Annotated in this window: 15 protein-coding genes; 10 read left to right on the top strand and 5 right to left on the bottom strand. The window is 63.4% G+C overall.

From position 1 onward, the window contains the following. Positions 1-68: 68 nt before the first annotated feature. Positions 69-668, top strand: a complete 600-nt coding sequence (locus ACVWWD_RS18230) for a hypothetical protein (RefSeq protein ID WP_023795559.1) — start codon at positions 69-71, stop codon at positions 666-668. Between the two features lie 61 nt (positions 669-729). Here ACVWWD_RS18230 and ACVWWD_RS18235 read toward each other — a convergent pair whose 3' ends face one another. Further along, on the bottom strand, positions 730-1,656 hold the full coding sequence (locus ACVWWD_RS18235) for a LysR substrate-binding domain-containing protein (protein ID WP_023795560.1): 927 nt from the start codon (positions 1,654-1,656) through the stop codon (positions 730-732). 90 nt (positions 1,657-1,746) lie between these two features. Between ACVWWD_RS18235 and ACVWWD_RS18240 the strand changes: the two genes are divergently transcribed. Continuing rightward, a complete protein-coding gene (locus ACVWWD_RS18240; protein WP_352550395.1) occupies positions 1,747-2,640 on the top strand; it encodes a DMT family transporter in 894 nt (297 codons plus the stop codon). Between the two features lie 104 nt (positions 2,641-2,744). Beyond that, positions 2,745-3,458 (top strand): hypothetical protein, encoded by a 714-nt coding sequence (locus ACVWWD_RS18245; RefSeq protein ID WP_457103224.1) that lies wholly within the window; start codon positions 2,745-2,747, stop codon positions 3,456-3,458. A gap of 103 nt (positions 3,459-3,561) precedes the next feature. Here ACVWWD_RS18245 and mutL read toward each other — a convergent pair whose 3' ends face one another. Both mutL and ACVWWD_RS18255 read right to left on the bottom strand, forming a co-directional pair. Continuing rightward, positions 3,562-5,451, bottom strand: coding sequence for a DNA mismatch repair endonuclease MutL (mutL, locus tag ACVWWD_RS18250; RefSeq protein WP_352550397.1), 1,890 nt, complete (start codon positions 5,449-5,451; stop codon positions 3,562-3,564). A 55-nt stretch (positions 5,452-5,506) separates the two neighbouring features. Beyond that, positions 5,507-6,469, bottom strand: coding sequence for a GlxA family transcriptional regulator (locus ACVWWD_RS18255; protein WP_352550398.1), 963 nt, complete (start codon positions 6,467-6,469; stop codon positions 5,507-5,509). A gap of 113 nt (positions 6,470-6,582) precedes the next feature. On the opposite strand from ACVWWD_RS18255, the gene ACVWWD_RS18260 reads away from it, so the two are divergent. Beyond that, entirely contained in the window at positions 6,583-6,891 is a 309-nt protein-coding gene (locus tag ACVWWD_RS18260; RefSeq protein WP_023774522.1) for a putative quinol monooxygenase, read from the top strand. Between the two features lie 54 nt (positions 6,892-6,945). Here the strand turns inward: ACVWWD_RS18260 and ACVWWD_RS18265 are convergent, their stop codons facing one another. After that, positions 6,946-7,848, bottom strand: a complete 903-nt coding sequence (locus ACVWWD_RS18265) for a LysR substrate-binding domain-containing protein (protein WP_023774521.1) — start codon at positions 7,846-7,848, stop codon at positions 6,946-6,948. A 92-nt stretch (positions 7,849-7,940) separates the two neighbouring features. Between ACVWWD_RS18265 and ACVWWD_RS18270 the strand changes: the two genes are divergently transcribed. The 6 genes from ACVWWD_RS18270 to ACVWWD_RS18295 all read left to right on the top strand — a co-directional run bounded on the left by ACVWWD_RS18270 (position 7,941) and on the right by ACVWWD_RS18295 (position 15,616). Beyond that, positions 7,941-9,491 (top strand): trimethylamine methyltransferase family protein, encoded by a 1,551-nt coding sequence (locus ACVWWD_RS18270; protein ID WP_023774520.1) that lies wholly within the window; start codon positions 7,941-7,943, stop codon positions 9,489-9,491. Positions 9,492-9,536: 45 nt separating this feature from the next. Continuing rightward, the gene (locus ACVWWD_RS18275) at positions 9,537-11,186 is read left to right on the top strand and encodes an ABC transporter substrate-binding protein (RefSeq protein ID WP_352550399.1); all 1,650 of its coding nucleotides are present in this window, start codon (positions 9,537-9,539) and stop codon (positions 11,184-11,186) included. A 74-nt stretch (positions 11,187-11,260) separates the two neighbouring features. Continuing rightward, positions 11,261-13,243: an oxidoreductase gene (locus ACVWWD_RS18280; RefSeq protein WP_352550400.1), complete on the top strand. Its 1,983-nt coding sequence runs from the start codon at positions 11,261-11,263 to the stop codon at positions 13,241-13,243. 52 nt (positions 13,244-13,295) lie between these two features. Next, positions 13,296-14,405, top strand: a complete 1,110-nt coding sequence (locus tag ACVWWD_RS18285; protein ID WP_435054018.1) for an enolase C-terminal domain-like protein — start codon at positions 13,296-13,298, stop codon at positions 14,403-14,405. Positions 14,406-14,529: 124 nt separating this feature from the next. Further along, positions 14,530-15,006 (top strand): DUF3828 domain-containing protein, encoded by a 477-nt coding sequence (locus ACVWWD_RS18290; RefSeq protein WP_023774516.1) that lies wholly within the window; start codon positions 14,530-14,532, stop codon positions 15,004-15,006. A 4-nt stretch (positions 15,007-15,010) separates the two neighbouring features. Beyond that, positions 15,011-15,616, top strand: coding sequence for a hypothetical protein (locus ACVWWD_RS18295; RefSeq protein ID WP_352550403.1), 606 nt, complete (start codon positions 15,011-15,013; stop codon positions 15,614-15,616). Positions 15,617-15,624: 8 nt separating this feature from the next. Here the strand turns inward: ACVWWD_RS18295 and queF are convergent, their stop codons facing one another. Beyond that, complete coding sequence (gene queF / locus ACVWWD_RS18300) at positions 15,625-16,086, bottom strand: preQ(1) synthase (protein ID WP_023783002.1); 462 nt, start codon at positions 16,084-16,086, stop codon at positions 15,625-15,627. Positions 16,087-16,138: the final 52 nt, after the last annotated feature.

The raw sequence follows: 16,138 nt of genomic DNA on the forward strand, positions 1-16,138 counted from the left end.
GCAAGGTCAAGCTTGGCGCAATGCTCATATACTATTGCGGTTCGGCACAATGGTTGTCAGGAAGCGCCATGGACATCGCCAATGCCAGTATGACGTCTTTGCTGAAAGAAGCGCTCATTCCCGAGCCGGTGCCTTCGCCCAAGGCCGATCCCGCGACCGCGGCTCTGGTCAAGGCGCTCGTCCAGCCGCAGGCGCCCGCGATCGTGCAATCGGCGCAGTTCGCCGCCCAGGCGCTGCAAGGCTCGCTACCGCGGTCGGCCGGTCAAACGTCGCAACGCCTGTCTTCCCCCGAGATCGAGGATGCCTACCGGGCCGTCATGGAACCTGACGCCACCCACCATGCATTGGCACAAGCCTCGACGGGTGGGGCAGGGCCGGACGCCGATCAGGCTTCGCGCGGCCTGGCCCCGCCGCGGATAACGGCCAACGACAGTACCCCGAAACTGGCGGCGGCGCCGGCCCCGACCACATTCTCGCCGGTCGTCTCTGCCGCCGCGGTGTTGGTCGCGGCCAACGCCAACGCGCCGCAACCGCGCGGCGCCTCCATCCGTCCGGCGGGCCATGCTCCCCGATCCGAGCCAGTTCCTTCGTCGCTGTGGACGATATCGATCGTAACGGCCATCGTCTCCGCCGCAACCACCACGATCGTGCTTTTGCTGTTCCGTTAGTCTAGGCGAGCATCACGATCCGACAGCGGCCGTCACGCATGTCTCCGAGATACGTCAGCGCCTAATCGTCATCCTGCAGGAAAGCTTCCAGCCTTGCCGAAGCAAGCCCGGCCTGTTCGGCAATGCGCCTGGCGAGATCCGCGGCGGCCGCGCGCGGCCGGCCAATCGGACGATCCAGCCAGTAGGAAACGGGATTGAGCGCGGTGCGACCGTCAACCGCGACGAGGCGGCCGGACTGTATCTGGTGCTCGGTGAGCGGCGGCCGCGCCAGCGCGATGCCGAGGCCATGAGCCGCTGCATCGAGCACCAGATTGTAATCCTCGAAACGCCGATCTTGCGGGCGCGGCCGGTAGTCCATGTCCTGCGCGGCCAACCATGCGCGCCAGCCCGAAGCGTCGGAATCGTTGATCAGCGGGAATTTGAGCAACCGGGCCGGATCGCCGCTGCCGATCTCCCGTGCGAGGCCCGGCGAGGCGATCGGGAAGAGATATTCTTCGAACAGTTGCACCGAGACCCGGCCCGGGATGCGGCCGCGACCGCAGCGCACCGACAGGTCGATGCCTTCGTCGGCCAGATCGGCCTGGCGGTTGTCGACATCGAGCACGATGCGCAGGCGGGTGGGGTCGTTCTCCAGCGCCGCCATGCGCGGCATCAGCCACAGGCCGCTCACCGAAGGAATGGAGGCCAGGCGCACCACAGCGGTGCCGCGCGGCTCCACCCACCGGTCGGAATTGACCGAGATCAGCGCGAAGGCTTCGGTGGTCCTGAGATGCAGGCGATTGCCTTCGTTGGTCAGCGTAACGCCGCGCGCGCCGCGCTCGAAAACCTTCAGGCCAAGCCAGTCCTCGAGTTTGGCGACCTGCCGGCTGACCGCGCCATGCGTGAGGTTGAGTTTTTCGGCGGCGGCCGAGAAGCTCCCCGTGCGCGCCGCCGCGTCGAAAGCGCGCAACGTCTCCAAAGGCAGCATGCTGTTCGAGCTGTGATCCATGCTCACAGGTGACCCTCGATTTGGTCGTTTGTCAATTAACCTGGAAAGGCGTTTCCTGCTCCCGAGACCTGAAGAATCCGAGGCACTGGGATGAGCACGACGACAGGCACATTGAATTCGACACAGCGGATGGACACCACGGCCGCCATCGCAGTGGCGCTGACGGTGATCGGCTGGGCCTCGGCCTTCCCGGCAATCCGGGCCGGGCTCGCCGCCTTTCAGCCGCTGGAGCTTGGCGCCCTGCGCTTTGCCATAGCCGCCGTGCCGGCGGCGATCTTCCTAGCCGTCAAGCGTCAGGCATTGCCCAGGATCGGCGATCTCTGGCGCTTCGCCTTTGGCGGCGCCATTTTCGTCGCGCTCTACACGGCGATGCTCAATTTCGGCGAACTGACCGTCTCGGCCGGAGCCGCCGGCTTCATCATCAATGTCAGTCCCATCTTTACCGCCATCATGGCAATGGCGCTGCTCGGCGAGCGCTTTTCCGGCCTGGCCTGGATCGGTACGGTCATCTCCTTCGCCGGCATCGGCATCATCGCCGTCGCCGACGGGCACGGCCTTCATTTCAATGCCGGGGCGCTGCTGGTGCTTGGCTCGGCCCTCTGCTCGGCCGTCAACACCATCGTCCAGAAGCCGCTGTTTGCCCGTCATCATCCGCTGACGATCGCGGCGTCCAACATGGTGCTCGGCGCGTTCTGCCTGGCGCCCTTCCTGCCCGCCGCTCTCCAGCAGGCCGCTGTCGCCGACACCGCCGGCCTCGGCGCAGTCATCTATCTCGGCATCGTGCCGAGCCTGATCGCCTATGCGGCCTGGGCAACGGCCCTGTCGCGCCTGCCGGCGGCGCGCGCCTCGAACTTCCTCTATCTGGTCTCGCCGATGTCGGCCCTGATCGGCTTCTTCTGGCTGGGCGAGGTGCCGACGCTGCTCGGCATCCTCGGCGGCGCGCTGGCGCTGGGCGGTGTCATCGTGGTGAATTTGAAACGCTGATTCAAAAGCTTGCGATCTTTCTCTGACTCGTACCGGGAACCACCGATCTCATCGCCAGTTGACGGCTGCCGCAAGGCAAGGCAACTGTCACGCAGTCTTGGCGGATGGTCGACGCGGGGCGCTGCGAGGTCGGGATGGGAAGACGTTTTATCTCAACGGTCGTTTGCTTGTTGCTGCTTAACGCGAAAGCCGTCGCGGGTTGGTACCACGTGGAAAACTACGAGGGTTTCCTCGGGCCGTCTCCCATCCATTTCTCCATCCAGACATATGATAGCTTAGGCAGCGCGCCAAAGGTCGATGGAAGCTACTTCTACGACGCGAAGCAAAGCCCGATTGCGCTGTATGGCACAGTCAGCGGCACCAAGTTCGTGCTTTGCGAGATCTCGGACGACAAGGAATTCTATCGGATAATGGTGCAGGGGCCGAGACCCGCTGTCGATACCACAAGCTGCCCATTCTCCCTCGACCTCAATGGAAACGCTGTGACCGGAAGCTGGAGCAAGGGCACGGACAGATATCCCGTCACCCTCACGAAAGTAGCGAGCCTGGATGACACCGGCGAGGCGAAGACCGATGGCACAGTCGAGATTTCCTTCTGGGCGCAGACAGCCACCGACAGGTTTTCGGGATTTTACACAGATACCAGCGCCGGCCTTTGCATGGAAAAAATGCGTGTCATCAAAAAGAGCAGCCGCAAGGTTGTCCAGGAAATTACCTTCCCCGATGACGACGTGTGCAGCGCCGGCATGCTGATGACGACCATCTACATGAACGTCGAGAGAAATGGGTGGAGCGAGGCAAGGACGTCATTTCCGTGAATTTTCGAGGTGGTGGCGCCGGAACCGCGGTCGATTACGTCTTCAATGCACGGACAGGGAAATACCAGCGGAGGAAATGAGGGCTGGCTGCCGGGCAGCCGTTTCACCGGCGCCCGAACAGTCTCTCGATGTCCGCCAGCTTGAGCTCGATATAGGTTGGGCGGCCATGGTTGCAGGTGCCGGATCCCGGCGTTGCTTCCATCTGGCGCAGCAGCGCGTTCATCTCCTCGGCCTTGAGCAGCCGCCCGGAGCGCACCGAGCCATGGCAGGCCATGGTGGCGGCGATCTTGTCCAGCCGTTGCTTGAGTGTCTCGACCGTGTCGTTGTCGGCAATCTCGTCGGCAAGGTCGCGGACCAATTGCTGGACGTTGGTCTCGCCGAGCATCGACGGCGTCTCGCGCACGGCAACCGCACCCGGTCCGAAACGCTCGATGCCGAGGCCGAAGCGGGCGAGCGTTTCGGAATGCATGGCCAGCCGTTCGGCGTCCTCCTCCGGCAGATCGATAATCTCGGGCAGGAGCAGCATCTGTGACGGCACCGGCCGCGCGTGCAGCGCGTTCTTCAGCGCCTCATAAACCAGCCGCTCATGGGCTGCGTGCTGGTCGACGATGATGAGCGAATCGTTGGTCTGGGCGACGATATAGTTCTCATGCACCTGCGCGCGCGCGGCCCCCAGCACCGCGCCGAGCAGCGTCTCCGCTGCCTCGCTCTGCCCGGCGCGCGCATCGGCGGTGGCAAGCGAGCCGGCATCGAACGCGGCTTGCTCATTTTCGCGAAATCCGCCCTGTCTGGCGCCGGTGCGTTCAAAGCCCGGGCTGTCGAATTGCATGTCGAGCGGACGCTGCGGCGAGCGCCTGGGATCGAAGCCGGCGGCGCCTGAAGCGCGATAGGCCGCGTCGTAGCTGCGATGGCCGTTGGCCGGGCCGGGATGCGCATAGGACGGGCTGCCCGGCCGGAACGCTGCCATCATCCTAGCGGCACCGGTGGTGGCCGAGCGGATGCCGGCATCGGCCAATGCTTGCCGGATCGCGCCGACGATCAGCCCGCGCACGAGGCCCGGATCGCGGAAGCGGACATCGGCCTTGGTCGGATGGACGTTGACGTCGACGATGGCCGGATCGAGCGAAAGAAACAGTACCGTCACCGCATGGCGGTCGCGCGGCAGGACGTCGGCGAAGGCGCCGCGGATCGCTCCGGCGATCAGCTTGTCGCGCACCGGGCGGCCATTGACATAGGCATATTGCTGCAATGCGTTGGCGCGGGTGAAGGAGGGGATCGACACATGGCCGGTCAGGTGCACGCCTTCGCGCATCGCGTCGATGGCAATGGAATTGTCGGGAAAGTCGGCGCCCATCACCTGCGCGACCCGGCGCAGGCTGCCGTCCGCGCTATCCTCGGTGGCCGGCAGTTCCAGCGTCGTGCGGTCGGAACCGGCCAGCGTGAAACGCACCGTGGGAAAGGCGATGGCGATGCGCTTGACGATGTCGCTGATGGCCGAGCTTTCGGCGCGTTCGCCCTTCATGAATTTCAGCCGTGCCGGTGTGGCGAAGAACAGGTCGCGCACCTCGACGGTCGTGCCGCGATTGGCCGCCGCCGGCCTGACGGGCAGGACGCGGCCGCCCTCGATGCCGATCTCGGCCGCGCTGTCGCCCGAGGCCGTGCGCGAGCGGATCGACAGCCGCGACACCGAGCCGATCGATGGCAACGCTTCGCCGCGAAAGCCGAGCGAGCGGATGTCGTTGATATCCTCGGTGAGCTTGGAGGTGCAGTGACGTGCAATGGCCAGCGCCAGTTCCTGTTCGGGAATGCCAAAGCCGTCATCGGTGACGCGGATCAGGTTCAGCCCGCCACCCGATGTGACGACTTCTACCTTGCTGGCCCCGGCATCTAGCGCATTCTCGACCAGTTCCTTGACCACGCTTGCCGGACGCTCGATGACTTCGCCGGCGGCGATCTGGTTGATCATCGTTTCGGAAAGCTGGCGGATGGGCATGGGAGTACTATAGGCGGATTCGTCTCGTGCGGGAGGGGAGAATTGCCAGGGTGGATCAGTTTGCAGCGCGGATTTCGCGCACGCCCTTGCGAAGCCGCCGACGCAACAGATTGCGCAACGTCACCCCGTCGCCGTAGCCGACCTTGGCGGCAATCTCATCGACACTATCGGATGTGGTCTTCAACAAATGCACAGCCTGCTCGACGCGCAGATCCTGGAAATAGGATAGCGGCGTCTTGCCAAGTACGTCGTTGACCCGCCGCGACAGCGTCCGCTTGCTGGCACCCAGCGCCGCCGCTGCTTCGTCGAGATTGAAACCGGCGGCGAGATGGCCGCGCGCCCAGCGCTCGAAACGTTCTACCAGCGGGTTCGAATGGGCGAGGTGGTCGGAGATTGCATAGGCCGATTGCAACGGCCGGCTGTCGACGATGAGGTATTTCGCAGTCAGCGCGGCGAGCTCGGGACTGGTCTGGCGGATCACCATCAAAGCGAGATCGATATGGCCGAGCGCCGCACCCGCGGTTGCTAGCTGCCCATCATTGATCAGCATTCGCGAAGCATCGAGCCGCACTTGCTGGTAACGTTGCCGGAACATCGGCGCCAGCCACCAGGTTGTGGTCGACGGCCGCCCATCGAGCAGCCCGGTCTCTGCCAGCACAAACGTCCCGATGCAGGCAGCACCAATGCGCGCGCCGGCTTTGGCCGCGTCACGCAGGGCCACGACCGCCTCCGCGACATCCGGCCTGAGCAGCGCCTTGCCGAGCGGATCAGGCATCTTCTGGCCGAGTGCCGGAATGAGAAGCCAGTCCGGCGCCGGCTCACTGCCGATTGCAGACACCGGAACCTGCAGGCCTTGCGCCGTCAGCGCCCTGTCCCTGACGCCGACAATGGTTGTGTTGAAGCGGGCGGGCGGCTCCGGCAGCAGGCCCGCCAGTTCGTTGGCGGTGCCGAAAACGTCGAGCACCGTAGCGAGGCCGGTGTCAAAGGCGCCATCGAGAACAAGCACGGAAATGTTCATGGCAAGAATTATATCAAAGATGTCATTTTTGCCAATACGATTTTCAAGCCATTCCTGCGAGGCTTGAAATCGACGGCCGGTTCGGCCGCACGAATACCAACAGGAGGATTGAGATGATCAAGCTCGCGCTGTTCGCACGTTTTGAGGCCAAGCCCGGCAAGGAGAAGGACGTCGCCGCATTCCTGAGCGAGGGATTGCGGATGGCCAACCAGGAGGCGAAGACGCCGATCTGGTTCGCCCTTCGGCTTTCGCCAAGCGTCTTTGGCGTCTTCGATGCCTTTCATGATGAGACAGGACGCCAGGCGCATCTCACCGGCGAGATTGCCAAGGCACTGATGGCCAACGCCGAAGCGCTGTTCGTCGGACCCCCGACTATCGACAAAATCGACGTGCTCGGGCTGAAGAACGACGGCTCGGTCTGATCTCTTTCAGCACGCGAATGCAATCCGGTCATGCGCCGGATTGCGCCGACGCATTTACGCTTGCGCCAGCAGCCAATCCCTTACCTTGCGCGCATTGTCGCTGAGCTCGCGGTTCTTCGGCCAGACGACGTAGAAAGCGGTGCCCGTCTTCATGACGTGGTCCGTCACTGGCACCAGCAATCCGGTCGACAGCAGCCGTTCGACAAGGTGGCGCCAGCCGAGTGCGATGCCTTGCCCTTCCATGACCGCCTGGATCACAATCGCATAGTCATTGATGCGCAAGCCACGCTCCGCATTGCGGAGGCTGGTTCCGGCCGACCGGAACCATTCGTCCCAGTTCGGGGCCTCGCGATAGGGCTCCTCAAGATGAATGAGGCGGTGTGTCGCCAACTGCTCCACGGTCTCCGGCTGGCCGAATTTCGTCAGATAGCTGGGACCCGCGACCGGAAAGATCTCTTCGTCGGAGAGCGATAGCGAGTGGTAGTCCGGCCAGTCGCGTGGCACGCCTCCGCGCACGGCGAGCGGAATGCCTTCCGCGATGATGTCGAGATCTCGGTCGCCGGTCTGGATGCGCAGATCGATGCCCGGCAGTTCGTCGCGGAACCGCTGCAGGCGCGGCATCATCCAGAACGAGCCGAAGGCCGTCGAGGCGGCGAGCGTCACATGGCCGCCAGTCGCCTGCAGACGCAGGTCCTCCGCCGACTTCCGGATGTGGGAAAGGCCGAGCGAGACGTCGGCATGGAAGCGCTCGCCGGCCTCGGTCAGGCTGACCTGGCGGTGGCGGCGCTGGAATAGCGTGGCGCCAAGCTGTTCTTCCAACCCGCGCACGGCATAGGAGACCGCGGCCTGCGTCATGCCGAGCTCGCGCCCGGCGGCGGTGAAACTCGACAACCGGCCGGCTGCTTCGAAGACGACAAGGCTGCCGGCGGAGGGCAAGAGGTGGCGCAGGCTTCGCATAAGCTCAGCTTATACAAGAGATCAGGATTTTCCAGCGTCACAGTCGAATTTCACCTCGCTAAGTTGACTGGGATCGAAGGGATGGAGGCTCCATGAACGCGCCGGCCGCTGAATTGACCGAGCAAACCCATCGCCGTGGTGGTGGCCGTCTCGGGCGCAAGGCGATGAGGAGCGCGCCGATTGCCTCGTTCCCGACCCTGGTGCGCCAGATTCCGGTCTATGAGATCGTTCCCGATGAGGCGGTGGAACTGATCCACGAGGAATCGCTTAAGATACTCGAAGAAGTGGGCTGCGAATTCCGCGACGACGGAGCCATCGAGCTCTGGAAGGCGGCTGGTGCCGATGTCAGGGAAACGCGCGTGCGCATCGACCGCGCGCTTCTGATGGAGCTCGTCTCGAAAGTTCCATCGGAATTCACGCTCAATGCACGCAATCCCGAGCGCACGGTCCGCGTTGGCGGCAAGAATTCGATCTTCGTGCCCATGTATGGCGCGCCGTACATACGCGACCTCGACAACAACAGGCGCTACGGCACGCTTGCCGACCTCAACAATTTCCACAAGCTTGCCTATATGGCGCCGGCGCTGCATTCCTCGAGTTCGGTCATCTGCGAGCCGATGGAAATCGCCGTGCCGAAGCGGCATCTGCACATCATCCATTCGGCGCTGAAACATTCCGACAAGCCGTTCATGGGCATCGTGACCTCGAAGGAGCGCGCCGAGGACACGATGGCGATGGCTGCAATCGTCTTCGGCGAGGAGTTCGTCCGTGAGAACCCGGTGCTGGTGGCGATCACCAACTGCAATTCGCCGCTGGTCTGGGACGCCACCATGATCGATGCGATGCGGGTCTATGCAAGCCACAACCAGCCGCTGATCCTGGCGCCGTTCGCGCTCTGCGGCGCCTCGACCGCGGCGTCGGCCGTCGGCGCGGTGGCCCAAGTCAATGCCGAGGCGCTCGCGGGCGTGGCCCTGACCCAGCTCATCCGTCCCGGTTCGCCCCAGATCTACGGCCAGTTCATGGTCACGGTCGACATGAAGACCGGCGCTCCCATGGGCGGCACGCCGGAGGCCGCCCAGATGATGTACTTGATGGGTGCGCTGGCGCGGAAATACAAACTGCCGTGGCGCACGTCGGGCTTTCATGTCGGCTCGAAGCTCAACGATGCCCAGGCTGGCTACGAGGCGAACATGCTGATGCATGCGGCCATCCTCGCCGGCGCCAACTACATCTGGCATTCGGCCGGATGGCTGGAAGCGGGTCTCACCTGCGGTTACTCGAAATTCGCCACCGACTGCGAACAGCTTGTCGGCTGGTACAAATATGCCGGCGGCCTGCCTTTCGACGATTTCAAGGAAGCGATGGCGGCGATCCGCGAGGTCGGGCCGCAGGGCCATTTCCTCGGCACCCAGCACACGCTAGAGCATTTCGAGAAGGCTTTCTTCATGCCTAGCATCATGGATTTCAACTCCTACGAACAATGGAAGGCGGAAGGGGCGAAGGACCATGACACGCGCGGCCGCGAGAAGGCGCGCAACATGCTCGCCGACTATGAGGAGCCGAAACTCGACGAGGGCATCGCCGACGGTCTCAAGGATCTGATCGCGCGGCGCGAGGAACAACTGCCTGACAGCGTCAGTTGAAAAAAGCAGGCAAAGACCTCACGGGAACAACAAGGGGAGAATGACATGACGATTTTCAGAAGCAACGGCGACCGTGTGCCGCCCGCAATCGAAGCGATGGCAGCGGAAGCGAAGGCGGGTCGCATGGACCGGCGCGAGTTCCTGGCGCTGGCCAGCGCGCTTGGTGCGTCGACGGCATTTGCCTATGGCATGATCGGCCTCGTCGCGCCGGCGCAAGCTGTGGCCGAGGAACCGAAGAAGGGCGGGACGCTGCACATCTCGATGGCGGTGAAAGCGCAGAAGGATCCGCGCACTTACGACTGGGTGGAACTGGCTAACATCTCGCGCAGCTGGCTGGAGCCTCTGGTGCGCTACACCAAGCAATTCACCTTCGAGCCGGTGCTGCTCGAAAGCTGGGACATCAACGACGACGCCACCGAATACACGCTGCATGTGCGCAAGGGCGTCACCTGGAACAATGGCGATGCCTTCGGCGCCGATGACGTGGTCCACAATGTGACGCGCTGGTGCGAGAAGGGTGTCGCCGGCAACTCGATGGCGGCCCGCGTCGGCGCGCTGATCGATGCCAAGACCGGCAAGGCCAGGGACGGCGCCATCACCAAGGTCGACGACAACACGGTCAAGCTGAAGCTCAGCGAGCCCGATATTTCGCTCATTCCCAATTTCACCGATTATCCGGCGCTCGTCGTGCACCGCAATTTCGACGCCGATGGCGCCGATCCGATCAAGAAGCCGATCGGCACGGGAGCGTTCGAACTGGTCTCTTACGACGTCGGCCAGAAGGCGGTGGTCAAGCGCCGCGAGAACGGCAAATGGTGGGGCGGCGAGGCGCCGCTCGACGGCATCGAATTCATCGACTACGGCACCGATTTCAACGCCACTGTGAACGCGTTCGATTCCGGTGAAATCGACCTCAACTTCGAGTCGCCCGCCGACTTCATCGACATTCTCGACAAGATGGGGCTGCAGAAGTCGGAGGTCGCGACCGCCACCACGCTGGTTGCCCGCACCAACATCACGCACAAGCCCTACGACGATCAGCGGGTTCGCAATGCGCTGCAGATGGCGGTCGACAACAACGCGGTGCTGCAGCTCGGCTACAACGGCCGCGGCACGGTCGGCGAGAACCACCATGTCAGCCCGATCCATCCCGAATATTATGCCCTGCCCAAGAAGGAGCGCGACGCCGCCGGCGCCAAGAAGCTGATGGCGGACGCCGGGCAGGCCGACTTCGAGCACGAGCTGATCACCATCGAGGACGACTGGCAGAAGAACACCGGCGACGCGATCGCCGGCCAGCTGCGTGACGCCGGCATCAAGGTCAAGCGCACGGTGCTGCCGGGCTCGACCTTTTGGAACGACTGGACCAAATATCCCTATTCGATGACCATCTGGTACATGCGCCCGCTCGGTGTCCAGGTGCTGGCGCTGGGATATCGCACCGGCGAGGCGTGGAACGAAACGGCCTATTCCAATCCCGATTTCGACGCCAAGCTCAAGCAGGCGCTCTCGCTGATCGACGTCGCCAAGCGCAAGGAGGTGATGAAGGATGTCGAGCAGATCCTGCAGGACTCCGGCGTCATCATCCAGCCGTTCTGGCAGAAGCTCTACAGTCACACGAACAAGAAGGTGAAGAACTACGGCGTCCACCAGACCTTCGAAATGGACCTCCAGAACGTCTGGCTGGATGCCTGACGCCAGAGGTTCAGCCACACAGCGCCGGCGCTCCGTTGCGCCGGCGCAATGCCGCCGATGGGGAGAGAATTTGCATGCCCGGCCGGGTCTTCAAACGTTTGTTCGAGCCGGCCACCTTGCGTGGCAAAACATTGCGCAACAGGATCGTGTTTGGAGCCCATACGGCGAACATGGCCGAGAACGGGCTGCCGACCGAACGCCATGTCGGCTACTATGCGGAACGCGCCATCGGCGGCGCCGGCATGATCGTGGTCGAGCCGATGCCCGTGCATCAGGCCGCCGTGCTTACCCGTGGCAATTTCAGCCCTTCCGATGACCGCGTCATCCCGCATTTTCGCAAGGTGACGGAGGCGATCCGCGGTAACGGCGCCGTCGCCATCCAGCAGCTCTATCATGTCGGTCAGCACGCGGACGCGGACAACTCGTTTCACCCCGGTTGGTCGCCGTCGGGCCTGCCGAGCTACCACGATTCCGACGGTTCGCATCGGATGTCCGAAGCCGAGATCGAAGAAACGATCGACGGCTTTGTCCAGGCCGCGCGCCGTTGCCACGAGGCCGGCTTCGACGGCGTCGAGGTCTGGGCGGCGTACCATTCGATGCTGGACCAGTTCTGGACACCCTGGTCGAACCGCCGGGACGACCGATGGGGCGGCAGCCTCGAAAGTCGCACCCGGATGAGCCGTGAGGTGATGACCAGGATTCGCCGGGAATGCGGCGATGATTTCATCATCGGTCTGGCAATCAATGATGAGCCCGAAGTCGAAGTGGCGCTGAAGCGCGAAGCGCTGGCCGAGATCATCGACCTCCACGACCGCGACGCCTTGATGGACTATGTCACTTGCGGGACGGGTTCCTACTTCGATTTCTACAAGATCATGCCGACCTTTGTTTATCCGGAAAAGCTCGGTGCCGACCTGGCGTCCGTGCTGAAATCCACCGTGCGCCACGCTTTGATCACCGCCGAGAGCCATATCCGCACGCCCGAGAACGCCGAGAGCGTGCTGAGCGAAGGCCACGCCGATCTCGTTTCCATCGTGCGTGGGCAGATCGCCGATCCGCATCTGGCTGCAAAGGCTGCCGCCGGCCGGCCGCAGGACATTCGAGGCTGCCTGTCCTGCAACCAGATGTGCTGGGGCCGGCGCAGCCGTGACTACTGGATCAGCTGCGTCATCAATCCTTCCGCGGGGCGGGAATGGGAGTGGGGCGGCGACCGCTTTGCTCCGGCCGGCCAGCCGAAGCGCGTACTGGTCGTCGGTGGCGGCCCGGCCGGTCTCGAAGCGGCGCGCGCCGCCGCCGAGCGCGGCCATCGCGTCACGCTAGCCGAGGCATCCGACCGCCTTGGGGGGCAGTTCCGTCTTGCCGGACTGCAGCCGCGCCGTGCCCAGATTCTGGACCTGATCGACTGGTACGAGCGCCAGCTCGGCCAGCTCCAGGTCGACATCCGCTACGGGCAGTATGTCGAAGCCGACGATGTCGAGCGCGAAGGCGCCGATCACGTCATCGTCGCGACGGGGTCGATGCCGCCGGACGGCGCTTTCCAGCGGGCCTTGCCGCACTGGGAGAGCATTCCGGGCGGCGGTCCGGTGCTCTCGGCCGAAGCGGTGATGGCGCGCGAGGCGAGGCCGGGAAAAAATGTTCTCTTGCTGGACGATGGCGGCAATTGGAAGGGCTGCGGCACCGCCTGGAAACTCGCCGAGGATGGTCACAATGTGACGCTTGTGACACCGGACGCCCTGGTCGGCAAAGAGCTTCAGCGAATGGCCGTCGATGCGCCGCTGCGACGGGCACTCGCCAAGCTGAAGGTGCGGTTTGTGACCGAGAGCGCCGTCGTTCATTGGGACGGCAGGGCGGCCAGGATCGCTTCGCTGCTCGACGGGACCGAGCAGCAGGTCGAGGCCGACGCTTTGGTCTTCGCCGCGACTAGCATGGCGCGGGACAGCCTCTCCATCGAGCTCGAAAGGCGCGGAATTGCGCATACCTCCATCGGCGATTGCACCGCCTCCAGACAGGCGGCCTTTGCCATTCATGACGGGCGCAAGGTGGCGCTTAGTCTTTGACCATCGCGAAAGGTGCCATACCAGGCAAGGCATGAACGGGGCTAATGTCTGAATGCGTATCAGGGCGATCAAGGTCTATCAGGTGCTTCTGCCTGTTAAAGGCGGTGCCTACCGGATGGCCAGCGACACCGTGCAGAATTTGGACAGCACGCTGGTTGAAGTCACCACTGAGGATGGACTGTCAGGGTGGGGTGAGACTTGCCCGATCGGCCCTGTTTATCAACCTCAGCATGCTCTGGGCGCGAGAGCGGCAATTGCTGAAATAGCGCCGGGACTCATCGGCGAGGACACAGCGTCCATGCGCCGCCTCGCCAAACGAATGGACGAACGGCTGAACGGTCACAACTATGCCAAGGCGGCCTTGGACATAGCTCTCCTCGACCTCGCCGGCCAGCGGCTGGGCGTCCCTGTTTCAACACTTCTCGGCGGTGCGCTCACCGATCGCGTGCCGTCATACTACTCGACGACCGTCGGTGCTCCGGACGAGACCGCGCGTATTGCCGCCGACAAGGTCAATGCCGGATATCCACGGCTTCAGATCAAGATCGGCGGGCGGGATCTCGAACAAGACGTCGCCACTGTGCACAAAGTATGGGAGGCGGTTGGCTTCAAGGCTCGGATAGCCGTCGACGCCAATCGCGGCCTGACCGCTGCCGCGGCGCTGCACATCGATCGGCTTTGCCAGGCAATCCCGTTCGCGTTCGAACAGCCTTGCAACACCATGGAGGAAGTCGCTGGTCTCAAAGGACGCGTTACGCATCCGATCTATCTCGATGAGAGTACCGAGGATTTGAATGCCGTGCTTCGGGCGGTTTCGTCAGGGATCGCGGACGGATTCGGATTGAAGGTCACTCGTCTTGGTGGTCTCACCAAAATGGCCATGGTCCGCGACCTGTGTGCGATACGGTCTCTTCCGCACAGCTGCGACGATGCCTGGGGCGGAGACGTCATCGCCGCGGCATGCGTCCACCTCGCCGCTACCGTCGAGCCGAGACGTTTTGAGGGAGCCTGGATCGCCCAGGAGTACATCGAAGGGCATACAGATCCCGCAAACCCGATCGTGATCGAGAACGGGCATATACGCGTCCCGCAGATCCCAGGGCTCGGTGTCAAGCCTGAGCGCTCCCAACTCAACGCGCCGATCGCCACTTTCGGAGACTAAGGATCGTTGGATTTGATCTATGCAAGCAGACGCGCCGCCCGGAGGCTTCATGGGCCGCAAAAAAGCCGATATGCACGATGCGTGATATTGATTGCTTTCCGCAGCCAAACATTCGGGGAAATCCATGAAACTGCTGCTCGCTGCCATCCTGTCGATTGCCGCACCAGCCGCGGCATTGGCCGGCCCGGCGTCCGACGCCGTGAAGTTCTTCTATGTCCCGCAGGTCAAGTTCGAGGCCGACGCGCAATACCGCGATCGCTTCACCGAGCCGGTGACGAAACTGTTCGACCTCAACGACCAGGCGACCAAGAAGAATCCGGACCAGGTCGCCTGTATCGACTTCGACCCCGGCCTCGACGCGCAGGATTTCGACCAGAAGGCCCTTTCCAGGACATTGAAGCTGTCCGAAACGGTGGAGGGCGACACGGCGCAGGTGATTGCGAGTTTCAGTCTTTTTCCGGAAGGAGACGATTCGCAGCGCGAAATGCACTGGTCGCTGAAGAAGGTCGACGGCAAGTGGAAGATATCGGACATTGCATCGAAGACCAGCGACTGGACGCTGAGCCAGCTCGAGTGCATGGCGGGCCAAGATCCGGAGTGATGGGATGGCCGGTCGCACGCTTCTTTTGTTCTCGGCCATGTGCCTGCTGGCGGCGGGCTTGAACGGCGCAGCTGCTCAGGGGCTGTTGGGCGCGCCGCCGGCAAAAGCTCCGGCCGGGACCGCGCCCGACAGCGTGACGCCGCAGGCAACCACGCCTGGCGGCGCCGCGGGGCCGCCGACGCCACCCGTCGCATGGCCGCCGAGCGAGCCTGCCGCTCCAATCCAGCCGGGGTCGCCGACAGCGGTGGTGCGGCCGTTCTACGATCAGGTCGGCCTGGAGGTCGATCCGGCTCAGCGCGGCCATTTCATCGATCCGGCGAAAACCGTGCTCGACAAAAGCGACGCCTTGCGCAAATCCGGGCAAGGCGAGTGCCTGGATCCCAACATGGCGCTCGACAATGCGGACTACGACAAGGCCGAGATCGACAAGAGCCTGAAGACGCTCGAAGCGATCAACGGCGACCAGGCCAAGGTGATCGTCGCCTTCGTCGTCGCCGGTAACCCGCACCGCCTCGAATGGAAGTTCAAGAAGGTCGATGGCGAATGGAAGATATCGGACCTTTTGTCGGTGACCGGCGAATGGGCGCTCAGCCAGTACCAGTGCGAATGATGGGCGAACTAGCCGCGCCCGCGATAGGGAGCCACGCCGGTATCCGGCAGCCAGGCGCCTTCGGGCGGAGCGCCGGTCTGCCAGAACACGTCGATCGGAATGCCGCCGCGCGGATACCAATAGCCGCCTATGCGCAACCAGAGCGGCTTGGTCGCGGCCACGATGCGACGTCCGATCACCACCGTGCAGTCTTCATGGAAGGCGCCATGGTTGCGAAACGAGGTCATGAACAGCTTGAGCGACTTCGATTCCACCAGGGCGGCATCGGGTGCGTAGTCGATGACGATATGGGCGAAATCCGGCTGTCCGGTCACCGGGCAGAGCGAGGTGAATTCCGGGCAGGTAAAGCGCACGATCGCCGGTGGTCCGTCGCCGCGCGAAAACGGCACGGTTTCCAGGACCGCGGCTTCGGGGCTCTGTGGCGTCTCGACCTGCGTGCCGAGCTGGGTGAGATTTTTGGTATCGATCATGTGCGGTTTCCCTTGGATTTGCCGCTCATTAGCACAAATTAAAACGGCAGGA

It is taken from the genome of Mesorhizobium sp. URHB0026, from assembly GCF_054059755.1.